This is a genomic window from Neobacillus sp. K501 (assembly GCF_053749995.1).
In genome coordinates, this window is sequence record NZ_JBSLYA010000007.1 from 1 (window position 1) to 17,817 (window position 17,817).

Below are 17,817 nucleotides of genomic sequence, written 5' to 3' on the forward strand. Positions count from 1 at the left end.
CCTGAGCCAGGATCAAACTCTCCAAGAAAGTTGATATAGCTCATAAATTTACGTTGGCTTAGTTTCTATAATAGAAACTAAAAATATTATTGTTTGTTGACGTTTTTGTTTGTTTAGTTTTCAAAGAACAATTTCATCCATCGCTCAGAAGCGACTTTATTAATTTATCACGTTTCATTCTGTGATGTCAATAACTTTTTAAAAAAAAGAAAACCGTCACTTTCGAAATTAATTGTTTGTATCGCAGCGACGGTTATAAATATAACAAGGATTACATTAAAGGTCAATAGGGTTTTATTATTTTTTTACGATAATTTTTCATTAACACGATAGCAACGATGGTAAATCCCCTGTCCTTTTGTTTCGACACTTACAACATCCACTAGACCTTTATCAATTAAATACTCTAGCAGCACACCCATATCAACAGAATACGGAATAAGTTCCTTTTCAGTCTGAATTTCATTAAACGTCCAATATTCTTTTTTACTTAATACTTCTAATAAATGTGAGCAACCGACACTTGTCCGGGAATGGATCAAAAATTCACTTGCTAAGAATAACAGTTCCAATCTCTTTTCAATAGCTTCTTCACTATTGACAAGTTCTTCATATAACTTTACGATCTCTGGTTCTATTTGTTTAACCTGCTGCCAAACAGTTAATTCAGGATGTAGTCCATTTTCAATAACGGCAAGTCTTGCAAGGTGATGTAAAGAATGAACAACATAATTGTAAGCATCCAAAAATTGTTTATTATCAAACAAATCCTTACCGTCTACATAGCGACGAATTAATTTCGCAAACTCTAATCCCATCTTTAATTTACGTCCGTTAAAAGGAAATTCACGGAGTTCTGTTTTTAAGTTGGCAATATACTCATTACGGTCAAATAATACTTTTGCGCTATCCAGCCATTCAAATATTTTTCGATTCGTCCCCAGCGTAAGCCATTCATTTAAAAGCACTTCTGTTACAATATGCATCGCTGCCTTATGATCATCACAAGTATAATGCTTTATTAATAAAGGCATCTCTGCTTCCTTAACTATAATTAGCAATACCACATCAAAAGTATCCGTTGTATGTCCAGATTTAAGCTTCTTTTCAATCATCATTACACCAAGTGTATTTGGTTGACTAGCCCTTTCTTGATATATGGGCCGAAGAATGTCTTTCATTCATCATTCCTCCATTTTTCTCGATAGCCTATAAGTTCGACAGTAACTAAAAAACTCCTTCTTAAAAAAGAGACAAAATTCGACACTCTCCAACATAACATTTATTCTCCATATGTAAATATGGTATAGTTTTCCTAGGAGGGTGAAACATGGGTAAATATTCTAGTAAAATAAACAAGATTCGAACTTTTGCTTTATCATTAATTTTCATCGGTTTTATCGTTATGTACGGGGGAATTTATTTTAGAAGCTCTCCTCTTATCATGACTATTTTTATGTTAATCGGACTCTTATTTATCATAGCTAGTACAGTTGTTTATTTTTGGATTGGAATGCTATCAACTAAGACGATACAAGTAATATGTCCAAACTGCAAGAAACCTACAAAAATGCTAGGCAAAGTTGATATGTGTATGTATTGCCGTGAACCACTGACTCTTGATCCAAATCTTGAAGGTAAAGAATTCGACGAGTCTTATAATAAAAAATCAAAAAAATAAAAAGCTATCTCAATTGAGAAAGCTTTTTTTAATATTAGCTAGCCTAAATATTAAAATGAAGCCGATTTTAACTATCATAGAAATCGGCTTTTTATTTCGTTCCTTAATGCACTTCTTTACCAGTACACTCTGGACAAGACCCATAAATCTCCATGCGGTGATTTTGAACTTTAAACCCTGTAACATGTGAAGCAAGATGTTCGACTTCATCCAAACCAGGGTAATGAAAATCAACAATTTTCCCACAGCTTTCACAAATAACATGGTAGTGATGTGTGGTGATAAAGTCAAAACGACTTGAAGAATCACCATACGTTAATTCCTTTACTAGACCAACTTCACGAAATACTCTTAAATTATTGTAAACCGTTGCCACACTCATATTTGGGAATTTCCCTTCAAGTGCTTTATAAATATCATCTGCAGTTGGATGTGACATTGAGTTTATTAAATATTCAAGTATCGCATGACGTTGCGGGGTAATACGTACTCCCGTTTCCTTTAAGGTATCCAACGCTTCTTTTAATTGATTCATCGCCATGCACCTCTTTTCTAAAAAATATTCTTACATTATAATTGTTATAATTAGTTTACTAGAGGAATTATCATTTTGTCAATATTGTAATATCGTAATAAGTCAAATGTTTTTTATATTATTGATGCATTTTTTTCCTTCCATTCTAATTCATGATTAACATATCAGCCGTTACAAATAAACCTTTTGGTGTTGCAAGTTCAGCACGTACATGAAAAAGAGTTGTTTGTATTTTATGATACATATTCACTAATAATTCTTTTCCTTTTAAAATTTTCCCTTGAAAATAACTAAAGCCACCTTTAATAGGCCGTTTTAACCATTAAAATAATGAATAAAGTGCATAAAAAAAAGGGTCGATAACCGACCCGAAAAGTTTAATCTGAGGAGGTATGCCCTAATAAAAGGATATTCAAATCATGTTCTATTGCATTGGACAAATGCCTTAAATCGAGAAAATAGGCGTAGAAATACATTATTGCTGATTTTCTCGTATGTAAGTTAAAGCTTCTTCAACATGTCCTTTTACTTTTACCTTTCGCCATTCTTTCGCAATTTTACCTTCAATATCAATGATAAAGGTAGACCTTTCGATTCCCATATATTCTTTTCCAAAGTTCTTCTTTAATTTCCATACCCCATATTCTTCTGCAACCCCGTGGTCTGTATCAGCGAGCAAGAGAAAAGGCAGTCCATACTTTTCAACAAATTTCTCATGTCTGTTAACCGGATCTGTACTGACTCCTAAAATTACTGTATTTAAATCATGAAATTGCTGACTTTGATCACGGAAATCACATGCTTGAGCGGTGCAGCCCGGGGTCATGTCCTTAGGATAAAAATATAAAACAACATTCTTTCCTTTAAAATTTGATAATTTTATCGTTTCACCGTTGTTTGCCTCCAATGCAAAATCTGGTGCCAGCATTCCTATTCCTACTGTCATGTTTCATCACCCCATGGAAATATTCTTCCTCCTTAGCCTAATCAATAATAGCGGACAAAACAACTATTTCGTATTCGTTTGCGTCCTGTCAAATAATGCTCGAGCTACAAAGGCAGCAGGTAATGTATATCCAATTAACGCCTCTACCACCGCTACCATCCTGCCAATCCCATGAGGGACAACATCGCCATTTCCAACAGAAAACAGCATCATCGCACTAAAATAAAAACTTGTTTCAAATATGTTATAGTCATTCTTATTATTGATTTCCATCAGTAATGAAATTCCCTTCAATTCAAATAATAAATAAATCAAACCAAACCCGATTATGACTGTTAGATAGATGGACCCTAAATAAAGGGCATTTTCAATCGAAACAAACTTTCCTTTAATCGTATTTGGAATAAACAAAGTTCTTATACTCATAAAAATGCAGAAAATCACAATTGGAAGCAGGAAATAAAACATCTCTCAATCACCTCAGGTTAGCCTTCAATTAGTCTATTATTATGCGGGCCTGGACAATAAAATATCTCTTTATATAGGAAGAAAGAAATTAAATCGTAAAATTCAGAATGATAAAAGCCAATAAAAAAAGTGCTAAAATAATATAGATAGAAAATGGCAAGGAGGAAAAATAATGCAATTCAACAATTCAGAACGGTTACATAATGAAGCTTTAAATCATATTGTTGGCGGTGTGAATAGCCCTTCACGGTCCTACAAGGCAGTAGGCGGAGGTGCTCCTGTAGTAATGGAACGAGCTCAAGGAGCCTATTTTTGGGATGTCGACGGCAATCAGTACATCGATTTCCTTGCTGCTTACGGCCCGATTATTACTGGCCATGCCCATCCTCATATTACAGAAGCAATTAAACGAGCAGCTGAGTCTGGGGTACTTTATGGTACTCCAACACCTCACGAGGTAAAGTTTGCAAAAATGCTGAAGGAAGCGATTCCTTCATTGGATAAAGTTCGCTTTGTCAATTCAGGCACTGAGGCCGTCATGACCACCATTCGAGTGGCCCGTGCCTATACCGGAAGAGATAAAATTATTAAATTTGCCGGCTGCTATCATGGTCATTCCGACCTTGTTCTCGTTGCAGCTGGTTCAGGACCTTCAACGCTTGGTACCCCCGATTCTGCAGGTGTTCCTAAAAGTATTGCACAAGAAGTGATCACGGTACCATTTAATGATATCGTTCCTTTTAAAGAAGCCATAGAAAAATGGGGCGATCAAATTGCCGCCGTTTTAGTTGAACCGATTGTTGGAAACTTTGGTATCGTTGAACCGAATCCAGGCTTCTTACAGCAAGTAAACGATTTAACCCATGCAGCTGGTGCTCTAGTCATTTATGATGAGGTCATAACCGCTTTCCGTTTTATGTATGGTGGAGCACAAGATTTATTAGGAATTCAACCTGATTTAACGGCACTTGGAAAAATCATTGGCGGCGGTCTGCCAATTGGAGCCTATGGCGGCCGGAAAGAAATCATGGAAAAAGTTGCACCGCTTGGTCCAGCCTATCAAGCAGGAACAATGGCAGGCAATCCTGCTTCGATGCTATCTGGAATCGCTTGCCTAGAGGTGTTAAAACAGGAGGGTATTTATGAGTATCTAGACCGCCTTGGAGAGATGCTCGAAACAGGGATTTTAGCAGCTGCTAAAGAGCATGGCATTCAAATAACGATTAATCGATTAAAAGGTGCTCTCACTGTGTATTTTACGAATGAAAAAATCGAAAACTACGAACAAGCTGAAAACACTGACGGAGAAATCTTCGGGAAATTCTTTAAGCTAATGCTTCATCAAGGAATTAATCTTGCCCCTTCAAAATATGAAGCATGGTTTTTAACCATCGCACATACAGAGGAAGATATTGAAGCAACACTTCATGCGGTTAATAATGCATTTTTTCAACTAAAGAATGAATAATTATACATTTTTTATACACTAATTGAGAGCGAATTTCGCTCTCTATTTTTATCGAAAAATTTGAAAACGTTTACATTATTGGTTACCCACCATTAACATCCAATATTTTCAAACATATTGTCCATCCACTTTTTTGCATATTTATTTGATTTCTGAAAATTCATATGATACTATAAAATTACTATTTTTCACTCTTTAACACAATGCCTCGTTAAATAGTCAACCAAATTTAATCATCTACATTACTTAATATCCAATAGGAGGTGAAGCGGCTTTAGAGGAACCTCCACTGAAGCCAATATTTATGACAGAAAGATGGACCCCTTCCCTTTTTAAAGATTTTCATAAGCATGAACACGATGCCTGTGGAATTGTGGCTTGTCTAGAAAAAAATAAGCAGCCTACAAGAAAAAATATTTTTGACTGCATCGAAGCACTAGTGACCATGAACCATCGGGCAGGTTTTATTAACGGAGAAGGTGATGGAGTAGGTATCCATGTCGACATCCCAATGGCTTTATGGAAAGAAAAATTACACAAAGCCGGTGTAGACCCTTCCCTTGTAGAAAAAGAAAGCTTCGCTGTCGGGCATGTATTTATCAGCCAAAAAGCGGACTGGAATACTATTAAAAATGAGTTACTACAAAAGCTGGAAAAATATCAATTTGAAGTAATTTTTGAAACTAACGAAGTAACGGATTCGAGCGCACTTGGTCCAATCGCGATTCAAGAAAATCCGGTATTTTGGCAATTTGCCTGCCTTTCAGAAAAAACAAATCAAGAATTATCAAAAGCCCTGTTTGAGACATTGATTGATTTTGAAATCAATGAACATGTTCATGTTGCTTCCTTAAGTCAAAATCATGTTGTTTATAAAGTGATGGGGGCTGGAGATATCTTACCTCGTTACTATTATGACCTAGCTAGTCCACTTGTTGCCTCAACCATGACACTTGGTCATAATCGCTACTCTACAAATACATTATCAAGTTTTTTCCGCGTTCAGCCATTTAGTGTACTTGGTCATAACGGTGAAATTAATACAATTGCAAAGCTTCGTGACGAAGCAAGAATGATTGGTGTACCACTTGTCAAAGATGGTAGTGACTCACAAGACCTCAGCAGAACAATGGAAACTTTAATTAGCCGAGAAGGTTATACATTATTTGAGGCAATGGATCTCTTGTTCCCGCCAATTATTAATGAAATTAAGGCCTATCCTAAAAAACTACAAGATTTGTATACTTACCTCCGTGAAGCTTGGGGACATTTTGCTCAAGGCCCAGCAGGGATCATTTCACGGTTTGCGGATGAAGCTGTTTTCAGTGTTGATGCTCTAGGACTTCGTCCACTGTGGATGCTTGAAATTGAAAGTTCATACTTGTTCTCCTCTGAACCAGGAATAATCGCTTCAAGTGAATATGTAAATGATCCGAAGCCGTTAGCTCCAGGTGAGAAAGTTGGTTTTAAATGGAACGGTGATAAATTAGAAGTTTACGAGCATGCTGCCTATCAAAATGAGGTTTACAATCGTTTTTCAAAGCGTTTAAACTTACAAGATTCAAGAATTCGCTTGCAAGCCCCTACTTTAGGTAAAACGGTCACAATGACTTACCCAAATAAAATCCATAATGGACAATATAAAGCTTTTGGCTGGGAACGCGACCATATTCAATTAATTGAACAAATGGCTGAAAAAGGAATAGAACCAATCCGTTCACTCGGCCATGATGCTCCACTTGCTGCCCTAAATCCAGAGCGCAAAAATATTGCGGATTATATTAAGGAAAGTGTGGCAGTTGTAACGAACCCAGCCATTGACCGCGACCGGGAAACCGAACATTTTTCAACCCGGGTTATTATTGGCAAGCGCCCACATTTATTTCAAAATGAGAAGCTGGATCTTGTTCTTGAATTAATTACTCCGCTCCTTTTAGAAGGTAAAGCAGGTTTTAATTGTTCAGAAGCTTTAGGGCAGCCAAGTTTTGACCAGGTAGTTCACCATTTTCAAACACAGAAGCAGGCTGTGTTCCTTTCATCGACATTCCATAAAAATGAAACCGTCGATTTAGCGTTAACACGGATTGCAACTGAAGCTGTTCAAGCCGTTCTGAACGGTAAAAGTCTGCTAGTAATTGATGATGCCAAAGCCCATCAGGATGATTTCTATTGGATTGATCCCCATTTAGTCACATCCGCTATTGATCAGGCATTAGTGAAGGCGGAATTAAGAAGAAACTGTTCATTATTGTTACGTTCGGCAGCAATTCGCTCTCTTCATGATATCATTACCGTATTTGGCTTAGGTGCTGATTTGATCAGTCCTTACTATATGTTCATGACTGTTCAAAATGATTCGGATCAGCCGTTAATCAACTTATATAACGCCTTATCAAAAGGACTTGAAAAGGTCATTTCAACCATCGGTATTCATGAATTGCGTGGATACGGCCGTCTCTTCTCTAGTATTGGTTTACATGAAGAGATTGCTAATGTATTAAACATTGTGAATTTCTTTGGTTCGAATGAAATAGAAAATAATTACTTGGCAATGAAGGCGGATGCATTATCGAGAGCAGAAGACTACCAAAATGAGAAAGAAAGAGTCGGAAAAACCTTCCACCTCTTCCCGCGAATTTGGAAAGCCATCGGTGAAGTTGCTTCAACAGGAGATTACAGTGCCTATCGGGATAAAATCAGTGAACAAGAATTGGCAAATCCAACGACCATTCGCCATTTAGTTCAGTTAAAAGATAGTAATCAACAACTGTCTCCAGACGATGTTGATATACGGGTTGGCGATCATGACCTACCATTTATTATCTCCTCCATGTCATTTGGTTCACAGAATGAAATTGCTTTTAGAGCCTATGCAGAGGGGGCTGACCGTTTAAACATGGTAAGTCTAAACGGTGAAGGTGGAGAAATTAAGGATATGCTCGGCAAATATCCTAGAACAAGAGGCCAACAGGTCGCATCCGGACGTTTTGGTGTCAATGCTGAGCTATTAAACTCTTCTAATCTCTTAGAAATTAAGATAGGCCAAGGGGCAAAGCCTGGAGAAGGCGGACATCTGCCAGGTTCTAAGGTAACAGCTAAGGTTGCAGAAGCGCGTAATGCAACACTTGGTTCCGATTTGATTTCACCATCAAACAATCATGACATTTATTCAATCGAGGATTTAGCGCAAATGATTCTTGAATTAAAAACAGGGAATGACCAGGCAAAAATTGCTGTAAAGGTCCCTGTCGTGCCTAATATCGGGACGATTGCAGTTGGGATTGCGAAGGCTGGTGCGGATATTATTACACTGAGCGGCTTTGATGGTGGTACTGGTGCTGCTAGAATTCACGCTCTTCAGCATGTTGGTCTTCCTGTCGAAATTGGGGTCAAAGCAGCTCATAATGCCCTGCTCGAAAGTGGTCTTCGTGATAAAGTAGAATTATGGGCAGATGGCGGGATGAAAAGTGCAATGGATGTTATCAAAATTATGCTTCTTGGGGCAAACCGGGTTGGCTTTGGAACATTAGCCATGCTTTCCATCGGCTGTACCACTTGCCGCGGCTGCCATTTAGATACTTGCCATGTCGGGATTGCGACACAGATCGAATCTGAGGTCCAGGCAAAAGAGCACGGTCTTCGCCGTTTCGTTCCACGTCAGTTTGACTTAGCTGTTCAAGGTATTATGAATCTATTTACAGCATTTGGAACGGAATTAAAAGCTCTTGCTGCTTCTTTAGGTATCCGTAATTTACAGGATGCTGTTGGCCGCTCTGATCTACTTGAGCAGATTAAAGGTCAAAACCAGCTTAGCCTGGCTCACTTGCTTAAGCCGCTGGAAATCAGTCAATTTACGAAAACGGAAGAAACGAAGACCTTGCAAGAGGTGCAAATGCAGGTAGCCGTTGGTGCAGAATATTTAGATGCAAGTGTGGAGCAATTACACTCATCTCGTGAATTTGTCAGTGTTACTTCTGAACAACGGGTTCTAGGAAGCAGGGTTTCCTGCCACCGTGTTCGTGGCAGACTTGACGGCTCTTATAAGCAGCTCCCTCCTGTTCAATTAAAATATAAAGATGGTTCAATTCCTGGAAATGGTTTAGGTGCCTACAATAGCCAGGGTATTGAAATTACCGTTAACGGCGGCGGCCAAGATGGCGTTGGAAAAACGTCTTTTGGAGGCAATATTCATATCCTCAAGTCAAAAGGCAAAGATGGGAATTATTATAACGGCTCTGTGGGGAAAGGCTTTGGTTATGGAGCACAAAAAGGACTACTTGTCGCCCAAGGCAATGCTGATGCAAGAGCAGGGATTCGTCTTTCTGGTGCAGATATCATTATCGGTGGCTCAGTGAAAAAGCCGCTTCCTAAACACGAAACTGGTAACATCGGTGCAAATGCTAATATTAAAGGTTTTGCTTTTGAATATATGACAAATGGCCGCGGGCTCGTATTAGGAGACCCTGGTCCGTGGATTTGTGCTGGGATGACTGGCGGAGTAGTCTATGTCCGCAACCAGCCAGAAGTGGGCCTTACGAAAGAGGCCATTCAGAGAAGGATTGCAAAAGGTGCTAAAGTTTCAGTAACAGAGTTAACCGAAAAGGGAAAAAATGATATTCAAGAGTTATTAGGTAATTACACAGAATTGCTTGAAAGTGATGGACAATTGGATGAAGCCTATCAAATTCTCGGCCTCCTTTCCGACCCAGAACTTAATTTTATCCAAATCATCCCTGTAAAAGAACAAGCTGATCCATCTGTATCTACAGAATGATAAATTAACTTTAGAAATGTCCGCTATTAGGCGGACGTTTCTTTTTTATTTTCATAAAAAAATCAGTATCAATAATCAAAAAAGTTCATATAATTTCTCTTGATTATCAATATGAATCCATGTATAGTACAATATTGTTTATCTTTTATACCACTTAGCATTGAAAGGAATCTATATACCATGAAGTTAGGTGCCCGCATCTTAAAAACGGGAATAGCGATTGTCTTATCCCTCTACTTAGCTCAACTTTTGCATTCACCTTCACCAGTGCTTGCAGGAATTGCTGCCATTTTTGCCATTCAGCCAACTATCTATCGGTCATTTTTAACGATTGTTGAACAAGTACAGGGGAATCTAATTGGGGCTATTATCGCTGTTATTTTTGTTCTGCTTTTAGGAAATCATTTCATTGTAATTGGCTTGGCAGCCATCATTGTTATCATTATCAATCTTAAACTTAATCTTGGAAATACGATCGGTCTCTCACTTGTAACCTTAATTTCGATTATGGAAACTCCCGGAAGTGACTTTATTCCCTTTGCAGGTATCCGTTTCGGTACGATCATGATTGGGGTATTTTCCGCCTTTATCGTTAATCTCGTATTTCTACCGCCAAAATATGAAACGAAACTATATTATAAAATCGCAGATACAACCGATGAGATTATTCGCTGGATTCGCTTAAGTACCCGCCATGATTTTGATCACAATCAACTGAAAGGAGAAATTGAAAAATTAAAGGATAGCCTCATTCAAATGGGACAGTTTTATTTAATGTATCAGGAAGAACGGAGTTATTTCAAAAAAAATAAATTAGAAAAATCACGAAAACTAGTTATTTTTAGACAAATGACTTCTGCTGCAAAAAAAGCCGTTGATACCTTAAAAAAGCTTCACCGTTTCGAAAATGAATTGCTTCATTTGCCGGAAGTCTTTCAGCAGTCGATTAAGGAACAATTGGATTTGATTATTTATCATCACGAGCAGCTCATGCTTCGGTTTATCGGAAAGGTCCCAACCCATCCGATAAATAATGAAACTGGTATTACAATTGACAAAAAAGAATTATTCGATTTATTTCTGTCCTATCAGCGGGAATATCCTAACCAAAATGATCCTCATCTTTATCATACAATGCAAATTGTCTCTTCAATTATCGATTACGGAGAACAAATCGAGCATTTAAATACATTAATTACGAGCTTTTACGCTTACCATGATAATGAAATATCAATTGAAGAAAACAAACAAGTATAATAAGAAAAGCGAAAGCGCCTTGTCCATGGGCTTGAGCTGGACAATTCTCAAAGTTGAATTTTATGCTTTCTTATCAAAACAACAAACCGAAGTGTTTAATTCACTTCGGTTTCTTTATTTTGTTCAAGCTGCTGAACTTGAAAAAGCTTATAATAATTCCCTTGCTTCGCCATTAGCTCATCATGTGTTCCTACTTCCACAATCTCGCCGTGCTCGATTAATACAATTCGGTTAGCATGTGTAATCGTTGATAAACGGTGAGCGACAATAAAGGTTGTCCTGTCCTTGGCTAAATCCTCGAGTGCCTCTTGAATCAAATGTTCACTTTCTAAATCTAAGGCAGAGGTAGCCTCATCTAAAAGCAGGATTGGCGGATTTTTCAAAAAGACGCGTGCAATCGCCACCCTTTGTTTCTGACCTCCAGAGAGTTTTACCCCTCTTTCACCCACTTTTGTGTCATACCCATTTGCAAGATTCATAATAAACTCATGGGCATTGGCAGCACGAGCCGCCTGGAATACTTCTTCATCAGAAGCACTAGGTTTTCCTAACAGAATATTTTCCTTGACTGACTCACTAAAGAGAATATTATCTTGAAACACAACTCCAATTTTATCTCTTAGTGATTGAACCTTGTATTTACGGATGTCAACACCATCTAAAAGGATTTTACCCTCAGTGACATCATAAAATCGGGGAATCAAACTGACGAATGTCGACTTACCGCCACCGCTCATCCCTACTAGCGCAATCGTTTCACCTTTTTTGACATCAAGATGGATATCCTTCAATATCATTTCTTCTGATTCATTATAAGTAAAATGAACATGATCAAAAAGAACATCGCCTCCGACATGGCGCAATTCTTTCGCATCAGGTGAATCTACAATATCGTATTTTACATCCAAAAATTCAAACACTCGGTCCATCGAAGCAAATGACTGTGTGAGTGTGGTTGATGAGTTCACCAATCTCCTTAAAGGATTGTACAATTTATCAATGTAAGCAAAGAAAGCAACCATCGTTCCTAGCGTCAAGCTTCCCTCAATGACTAGATAAGCTGAGTAGCCAATTACTAGTAATGGAGCAATATCGGTAATCGTATTGACAGCAGAGAATGCTTTCGCATTCCAACTTGTATGTTCAAGTGCCTTATTTAAAAAGTTTTTATTCACCTTTCTAAATTGACCTTGTTCATGTTCTTCGATCGCAAAGCTCTTAATGACCGGCATTCCTTGTACACGTTCATGCAAATAACTTTGAACTTCCGCCAGTGCTTGTGAACGTGATCTTGTGAGTTTTCGTAAATTACCGAAAAAGTATTTGATCGAAAAGGCGTAAAGCGGAAATAGCAGAATGGAAACGATTGTAAGTTTTACATTCATCGTAAACATAATGGCAATCGCAATGATAATCGTTGCCATATCCAGCCAAAGATTCATTAAGCCGGTAATGACGAAGGTTTTCGTTTGCTCAACATCATTAATGACCCGTGAAATGATTTCTCCAGCTCGGGTATTGGCATAGTACTTGAAACTAAGCTTTTGTATATGTGTATACATTTTATCGCGAATATCATAAAGAATCTTACTAGAGGTCCATTGGGCAAAGTATTGACGATAATATTCTATAGGCGGCCTAAGAACGACAAAAACAACTAACATGACCCCCATCATAAGGAATAGTTTATGTATTTTCTCATCATGATTTAAGGAAGGATTCTGAATTACATCATCGACCACATATTTGATGAGCATTGGGATAATGAGTGGAATGGCAAATTTTAATATCCCTATGATTATGGTAACCATCACCTGCATCCGGTATGGTTTGACAAATTGAAGGTACCTGCGAATACTGTTCAAGGTTAGCCCCTCTTCCTTTTATTAGCAAACGAAAACCTGTTGAAGGGAATCAACAGGATTTTATTTAGCGTCTATAGGTTAAATAACGCTCATACCAAATATCAATGAAGTCTGGTGCAAATGGTCCTTTCCGTTGGCGGATCCATTGAATCAGTTTATCCACATTTCTTTTCAATATTTGATCAATCACATCCGGGTATTTCATTTCACGGCGGTGGCGCTCGTACTCATCCTCATCCAATAAATTAAATGTCATATCAGGGAAGACCTTAATATCAAGGTCATAATCTATATATTTAACGGCTTCGCCATCAAAAATAAACGGTGAGCTTATATTGCAGTAATAATATATCCCGTCTTCACGGATCATCCCGATAATATTAAACCAGTACTGTGAATGGAAATAACAAATCGCTGGTTCCCTAGTGATCCACGTTCTTCCATCAGATTCTGTGACAATCGTCCGATCATTTCCACCAATCACTAAATTTTGTGATCCTTTTAAAACCGTAGTTTCCTCCCAAATGCGATGGATGTGCCCATTGTGTTTATAGCTATGTATTTGTATTGGTTCACCTTCGATGGGAACGCCCATGATTCTCCCCTACTTTCATTCCAGAACGCTTTGTAACCTATTTCCAACGATTAAACGACAAAAGGCAACAAAGTTCATTTCCTATTTCTTATTATTATAACGGTTGAATAAAGAATTTAAAACAAAAGAGCCATTGATTTCAATGACTCTTTGAAAAAAATTGCCTATTTTTCAACCAAAATCCGAATTTTCTACTTATAAAGACGGTTCCAAATCGGATTCTCGATAAGATTGAATGACTTCTTCCGTTTGTTTTTCAAAAATTTCTTGAATTTCCTTTAACTCTTTTTTCATTTGATTAATATCAATTTGGATGCTTTCCAGCTCCGTTTCACTTTGCAAGGTTATTAATTGTTCTTCAATTTCTTGGCAACGCTCGAGCTCCGATTGAAGATATAATAATTTTTCCATTGTCATCATCTGCTCAGATACTAAACGGCTAAAATGATTCAACGATCCCACCGCCTTATATTTTCTTCTTACCTATGTATTCTTGAACAAATATATTTCTCCTTTGACTATTTATGTAGACTTAAGAGAAGTTTTGTCGTTTTCCACACATAAAGAAGGCACTCTTTCGTTTCAGAGTGCCTTCTCATTTACATCTTTGTTAGCTTTGGCCAAATTGGCCAGAAGAACCTTGGTTCTTATTAGCTTGTGATTGTTGATTTTGTTTTCTTACTTCAGCTGCATTCGTTTCACTCGCAAATTCAGTTCCAAATTGGCCAGAAGCACCTGCTGCTCCAGCACCACCAGCTGACTGAGCATTTTGTTGTCTGACTTGCTGAATGTTTGTTCCAGCAGAAGTTTTGTTTGGTTGATTGTTTGCCATTGTAATCACCTCCACGAATATAATGTATCCATGGTAGGTGGAGATTATCCAAAAAAATTATTTTAAAAAAATGATTTAAACAAGCAGCGAAATACCACCATCGACAATGATCGTTTGACCCCGTATCATGCTGGAATCCTCTGATAACAGAAACATAACACTATTTACCATGTCATCAATTTCAACCATTCTTCCTGCTGGTGTTTTTTCCTTCGCTTCTTGAAGAAGTTCTTCTCTATTTGGGAAATGCTTAAGCGCTTCAGTATCAACCGCCCCGCCTGAAACAGCATTAACCACAATATTTTTCGGTGCTAATTCAACGGCTAAATATCTAGTTAAAGCTTCCAGTGCCGCTTTAGATACACCTACCACCGTATAATTTTCTAGATAGCGTATGGAACCTAAAGAACTTATACTAACAATTTTCCCCCCGCCATTTTTCTCCATCAGTTTTGCTGCTTCCTGAGCACAGAATAATAATGCCTTGCTATTAATATTTAATGTCCAATCCCAATGATTTTCTTCTAGTTCCATGATCGGACGCTGAACTCCAGATGCGGCATTATTGACAAAAACATCTAGTCGACCAAATTCCTCATCAATTTGCTTGAACATATCTTTAATTTTATTTACGTCACCAACATTCGCTTTCACCATTAATACTTTTCTTCCAAGAGCTTCAATTTCTTCTGCCGTTTGCATTGCGCCAGATTTACTTCGAGCATAATTAATAACAATATCATACCCTAATTCCGCTAGTCGTAAGGCCGTAGCCTTGCCAATTCCCCTGCTGCTGCCAGTAATTAATGCTACTTTTTGTGTCATCTCTTCTATTCCCTTCTTGTTCGAGTATTGTTATCATTTTAGCTTTTCTATGAATAGAAGACAATTGATTACAAAACAATAAAGTGAAACAACCCTTGAAAGGAAGACGAAAAATGTATTCAGGACGGGATATGACGGAACTATCGATGATGTCCAAGGCAGATTGGGACGATAGCGAACTTTCATTTTTTCATTACTCATTACAACAAATGACACCATATTTAAATAGTGAAGGTGTTGCGATACATCGTGATATCATCATGGAAATTGAGAGACGTGGGGGTATATGAAAAGCGGGAGCCGCTAGACGCTGCAGCTAGACAATAAAAAAATGAACGCCTTTGTTACGGCGTTCATTTTTGTTGATATAACTTCAACATTTTTTGCGAAGAGACAGGAAAAGCATACTCTTCCATTTCAGTCACGGAAACAAATTTCCAGGTAGAGTCTTGCTTAAAATCTGAAGAAATTGTACCTGTAAAAACACGAATATTCCAAACTAAATGAGAAAAAATATGTTCTATTTGACCAATACCTTTATCCAGGGTTATATTCATATCATCAAATGATTCATGAAAAAGAGTGGCTATTTGTTCCCGCTCTGTCATAAAAGGATGCTGGATTTCAACATTAGGAAATTCCCATAAATTCGCAAGTAATCCAGATTCAGGGCGTTTATGAATTAAGATTTCTCCATTTCTGTTCTTAAGAATGGCAGCTGCAAGCTCCACTTTTCGTTGTGAATTCTTTTTCGTTTTTATTGGTAATTCAGTTTGTACTCCTTCATGAAAAGCTTGGCAGTGCTCACGAACGGGACATAACAAACAAGAAGGTGAAGTCGGGGTACAGATTAATGCACCTAACTCCATTAAGGCCTGGTTAAATTCAGAAGGTTCATCATGGGAAATAAGCCGGCGCACTGCTTCTTCAAACACCTTCCTAGTCGACGGTTTAGCAATATCCTCCCAAATGGAGAGAATTCTCGACAATACCCTCATAACATTCCCATCAACGGCAGGTTCGGGAACACCATAAGCAATGCTTAAAATCGCTCCTGCAGTGTAAGGGCCAACTCCTTTGAGTTCAGAAATCTCTTTTGGTGTATTAGGGACTTGCCCATTGTATTTTTCTTTTACTTCTTTGACAGCAGAATGTAGATTTCTAACCCTTGAATAATACCCAAGTCCTTCCCAGGCTTTAAGAACTTTATCATCATTTGCATTCGCTAAGTCTTCTATTGTTGGAAACCATTCAATAAATCGATTAAAATAAGGAATAACAGTATCTACTCTGGTTTGTTGCAGCATGATTTCCGAAACCCATACTTTATAGGGATCTTGGTCTTTCCTCCACGGAAGATCACGCTGTTCCGATTTAAACCAAGAGATCAAATCAATTTGAAATAAATTTACATCCATTTTTTCTAAGTTTTTCAATTCACTTGCCATCACTTTTATTCCTCCAGCATGTTAAACCATTTCGAAATTAGGAAATATATTAGTAAGCATTTTTTTACGATAAGCCTTTTTAAGGAATTTGACAAGATTTTTAATGAAGGGGGATTTTTCCTTTTGGATACTGGAACTCACGTTGTAATGGGAATTGCCTTAGGAGGCCTAGCGACACTCGATCCCGTAGTGGCTGGAAGCTCTGCTACAGCCGCAAGTGTTTTAATCGCAACGATTGCAGGTTCACAAATACCTGATATCGATACAGTTCTAAAGTTGCGGAACAATGCAATCTACATTCGAAATCACCGTGGTGTCACTCACTCTATCCCAGCCGTTCTTTTGTGGCCACTTGTTCTTTTGGCAGTGATCTATCCATTTTTCCCGACGGCCAATCTTCTCCACCTATGGGGGTGGGCATTTGCAGCTGTCTTCATCCATGTATTTGTCGATATCTTTAATGCCTATGGTACACAGGCACTAAGACCTTTTTCTTCAAAATGGGTTGCTTTAGGGGTAATCAATACATTTGATCCAATTATTTTTGCTATCCATATCGTGGCTATTGTTATATGGGTTTTTGGTGCTGACCCTGGCTATACCTTTCTATCCATGTTCACGGTTATTATTGGCTACTACTTCCTCCGTTTTCACGCACAGAGAAAAGTATTGCGGGAAGTAAAAAAACTCATACCAAACGCAACAGAAATCATTATTGCTCCGACGATGAAATTCCATCAATGGAGAATTGCTGCGATGAACGAAGAAAAGTTTTTTGTTGGCAAGGCCATAGAATCTTCCGTAGAAATTCTGGATGTTTTTAATCGGGTACCTGTTCCAGAAACACCTGTTATTGAAGCGGCAAAAAAGGATAAGAACCTTGCTGCATTTCTCTCTTTCTCACCTGTTTATCGCTGGGAACTAGATGAATATGACGACTATTATGAAGTCCGTTTCATTGACTTAAGGTACCGAAGCAATGGACATTACCCCTTTGTCGCTGTTGTACAATTGGATCTGGATTTACAACCAGTCAGCTCCTATACAGGATGGGTATTCAGTGAAAAGAAACTGCGAAAAAAGCTAAACATCTTACCAAGCTAAAAAGCGCGTGACATGATGT

The 17,817-nt window shown here is 38.0% G+C and carries 16 protein-coding genes; 6 read left to right on the plus strand and 10 right to left on the minus strand.

The window, feature by feature from the left end; genetic code table 11:
- Positions 1-305: 305 nt before the first annotated feature.
- Positions 306-1,181, minus strand: coding sequence for a nucleotidyltransferase-like protein (locus ACWM35_RS15785; protein WP_454819759.1), 876 nt, complete (start codon positions 1,179-1,181; stop codon positions 306-308).
- 149 nt (positions 1,182-1,330) lie between these two features.
- Here ACWM35_RS15785 and ACWM35_RS15790 point away from each other — a divergent pair, with 149 nt between their 5' ends.
- Positions 1,331-1,681 (plus strand): YgzB family protein, encoded by a 351-nt coding sequence (locus ACWM35_RS15790; protein WP_454819760.1) that lies wholly within the window; start codon positions 1,331-1,333, stop codon positions 1,679-1,681.
- A gap of 103 nt (positions 1,682-1,784) precedes the next feature.
- Here the strand turns inward: ACWM35_RS15790 and perR are convergent, their stop codons facing one another.
- From perR to ACWM35_RS15805, 3 genes are all read right to left on the minus strand, one after another.
- Positions 1,785-2,222 (minus strand): peroxide-responsive transcriptional repressor PerR, encoded by a 438-nt coding sequence (gene perR, locus ACWM35_RS15795; protein ID WP_454819761.1) that lies wholly within the window; start codon positions 2,220-2,222, stop codon positions 1,785-1,787.
- Between the two features lie 469 nt (positions 2,223-2,691).
- Positions 2,692-3,162 carry a thioredoxin-dependent thiol peroxidase gene (bcp, locus tag ACWM35_RS15800; RefSeq protein WP_454819762.1) on the minus strand — a complete coding sequence of 157 codons (471 nt, stop codon included), beginning with the start codon at positions 3,160-3,162 and terminating at the stop codon, positions 2,692-2,694.
- A 63-nt stretch (positions 3,163-3,225) separates the two neighbouring features.
- Positions 3,226-3,630, minus strand: coding sequence for an ion channel (locus tag ACWM35_RS15805; RefSeq protein ID WP_454819763.1), 405 nt, complete (start codon positions 3,628-3,630; stop codon positions 3,226-3,228).
- Between the two features lie 172 nt (positions 3,631-3,802).
- On the opposite strand from ACWM35_RS15805, the gene ACWM35_RS15810 reads away from it, so the two are divergent.
- From ACWM35_RS15810 to ACWM35_RS15820, 3 genes are all read left to right on the plus strand, one after another.
- Positions 3,803-5,098, plus strand: coding sequence for a glutamate-1-semialdehyde 2,1-aminomutase (locus tag ACWM35_RS15810; protein ID WP_454819764.1), 1,296 nt, complete (start codon positions 3,803-3,805; stop codon positions 5,096-5,098).
- Positions 5,099-5,402: 304 nt separating this feature from the next.
- Positions 5,403-9,872 carry a glutamate synthase-related protein gene (locus ACWM35_RS15815; RefSeq protein ID WP_454819765.1) on the plus strand — a complete coding sequence of 1,490 codons (4,470 nt, stop codon included), beginning with the start codon at positions 5,403-5,405 and terminating at the stop codon, positions 9,870-9,872.
- Positions 9,873-10,052: 180 nt separating this feature from the next.
- A complete protein-coding gene (locus tag ACWM35_RS15820; RefSeq protein WP_454819766.1) occupies positions 10,053-11,129 on the plus strand; it encodes an FUSC family protein in 1,077 nt (358 codons plus the stop codon).
- 95 nt (positions 11,130-11,224) lie between these two features.
- Here the strand turns inward: ACWM35_RS15820 and ACWM35_RS15825 are convergent, their stop codons facing one another.
- The 5 genes from ACWM35_RS15825 to fabL all read right to left on the minus strand — a co-directional run bounded on the left by ACWM35_RS15825 (position 11,225) and on the right by fabL (position 15,246).
- Positions 11,225-12,994 carry an ABC transporter ATP-binding protein gene (locus ACWM35_RS15825; protein WP_454819767.1) on the minus strand — a complete coding sequence of 590 codons (1,770 nt, stop codon included), beginning with the start codon at positions 12,992-12,994 and terminating at the stop codon, positions 11,225-11,227.
- A gap of 64 nt (positions 12,995-13,058) precedes the next feature.
- Complete coding sequence (ntdP, locus tag ACWM35_RS15830) at positions 13,059-13,589, minus strand: nucleoside tri-diphosphate phosphatase (RefSeq protein ID WP_454819768.1); 531 nt, start codon at positions 13,587-13,589, stop codon at positions 13,059-13,061.
- A gap of 195 nt (positions 13,590-13,784) precedes the next feature.
- Complete coding sequence (locus ACWM35_RS15835) at positions 13,785-14,042, minus strand: YgaB family protein (RefSeq protein WP_454819769.1); 258 nt, start codon at positions 14,040-14,042, stop codon at positions 13,785-13,787.
- A 157-nt stretch (positions 14,043-14,199) separates the two neighbouring features.
- Complete coding sequence (locus ACWM35_RS15840; protein ID WP_454819770.1) at positions 14,200-14,421, minus strand: gamma-type small acid-soluble spore protein; 222 nt, start codon at positions 14,419-14,421, stop codon at positions 14,200-14,202.
- A 75-nt stretch (positions 14,422-14,496) separates the two neighbouring features.
- Positions 14,497-15,246: an enoyl-[acyl-carrier-protein] reductase FabL gene (fabL, locus tag ACWM35_RS15845; RefSeq protein ID WP_454819771.1), complete on the minus strand. Its 750-nt coding sequence runs from the start codon at positions 15,244-15,246 to the stop codon at positions 14,497-14,499.
- A gap of 113 nt (positions 15,247-15,359) precedes the next feature.
- On the opposite strand from fabL, the gene ACWM35_RS15850 reads away from it, so the two are divergent.
- Positions 15,360-15,536 (plus strand): hypothetical protein, encoded by a 177-nt coding sequence (locus ACWM35_RS15850; RefSeq protein WP_454819772.1) that lies wholly within the window; start codon positions 15,360-15,362, stop codon positions 15,534-15,536.
- Positions 15,537-15,599: 63 nt separating this feature from the next.
- On the opposite strand, the gene mutY is transcribed toward ACWM35_RS15850, so the two are convergent.
- Positions 15,600-16,694: an A/G-specific adenine glycosylase gene (mutY, locus tag ACWM35_RS15855; RefSeq protein WP_454820081.1), complete on the minus strand. Its 1,095-nt coding sequence runs from the start codon at positions 16,692-16,694 to the stop codon at positions 15,600-15,602.
- A gap of 123 nt (positions 16,695-16,817) precedes the next feature.
- On the opposite strand from mutY, the gene ACWM35_RS15860 reads away from it, so the two are divergent.
- Entirely contained in the window at positions 16,818-17,798 is a 981-nt protein-coding gene (locus ACWM35_RS15860) for a metal-dependent hydrolase (RefSeq protein WP_454819773.1), read from the plus strand.
- The last annotated feature ends 19 nt before the right edge of the window (positions 17,799-17,817 follow it).